Source organism: Okeania sp. SIO2B9, from assembly GCF_010672505.1.
In the GTDB taxonomy this organism is placed as follows: Bacteria; Cyanobacteriota; Cyanobacteriia; order Cyanobacteriales; family Microcoleaceae; genus Okeania; species Okeania hirsuta.
Map to the genome: position 1 here is coordinate 1 of NZ_JAAHGK010001659.1, position 1,347 is coordinate 1,347.

The following is a 1,347-nucleotide window of genomic DNA, read 5'->3' on the forward strand; positions in this document are numbered from 1 at the left end:
TCATAATAAATTTAATTTTAGTTGTAATTTTTGTGGATTTTGGAACTTATAGGAGATTTTATTAGCAGAAATTTAAGCAATTTTTACTTGATTTTATTCATTATTTATTGAGTTAAAATATTTATAATTAGTAAATAATAATGTATGTAATTTATCAGCTCTGATTTATCTGGTAAATATTAAGATGATAAATGCTTTACAGTGTAAGGATTTTGCACTATAATATGCCTTTGGAGGCATAATTTTCTACAAACCTTACTAGAAATAGGTTTAAACTCACTTGATAAATTAGCTCTTTAAAAAAAATATTTATTAGCCTCAAGACTACAGACTAAATCATTGAAAATCAAATTGATTAATTAATTTAATTTAGATTAGTGAAAATTCTACTTATAATTTCAGCACTTATACTTGGGTTATTGGGGATCTTGGAAATAGGACTCCGAGTTATAGTGGGTTTTGGTAATCCTCTAACTTATATTGCAGATAATCAAATTGGTTATCTCTTAACACCAAATCAAAATGTTAGTCGCTTTGGAAATCGCATCAAAATCAATCAGTATTCTATGCGGTCAAAACCAATAGAAGAGTCAAAAGAAAATAATACATTGAGAATATTTCTCGTAGGAGATTCTGTAGCTAATGGTAATTGGTGGACTGACCAAAATAACACAGTTTCCGCAATTATAGAGAATTCTTTAAGTGAAAAATTAGGTAAAGATAAAATTGTTGAAGTTCTTAATGCTTCAGCTAATTCTTGGGGTCCGAGAAATGAATTGGCTTATTTAGAAAAGTTCGGTTTGTTTAATTCTCAAATAGTAATATTACTAATTAATACCGATGATTTATTTGCCAAAGCACCTAGTTCATCAGTGGTAGGAGTAGACCGGAATTATCCAGATAAAAAACCTTCTTCAGCTATGGCAGAATTGATCAATCGTTATTTTTTAAAAGCTCCAAAAGTTCGTGAAATTAAAGAAGAAGGCGATCGGGTTGGTTTTAATTTAGTGGCAATTAAAAAAATTTCTGAATTGGCTAATCAAAATAATGCTAAATTCATTCTAGCAATGACTCCTTTACTAAGGGAAGTGGGTGAACCTGGACCCCGTGATTATGAAATTAAAACTCGTAAACGTTTAGAAGAATTTACTCAGGCAGAGAATATTTTATATCTAGATTTACTACCTATCTTTAAATCTGTCTCAGAATCAGATAGTTTATATCGAGACCATATTCATTTAAGTCCTGAAGGTAATCTAGTTATTAGTGAAGTAATTAGTAAATCAATTTTAGAGAAGAATCAACTATAAAAATCTGTACAGAATTTGTCAGAAACTCAACACTGTA

General features: G+C 29.2%; 1 protein-coding gene. It reads left to right on the forward strand.

Annotated elements, in window-relative coordinates; translation table 11 throughout:
- The first annotated feature begins 377 nt into the window (after positions 1–377).
- Positions 378–1,310: an SGNH/GDSL hydrolase family protein gene (locus F6K13_RS33475; RefSeq protein ID WP_287289970.1), complete on the forward strand. Its 933-nt coding sequence runs from the start codon at positions 378–380 to the stop codon at positions 1,308–1,310.
- The last annotated feature ends 37 nt before the right edge of the window (positions 1,311–1,347 follow it).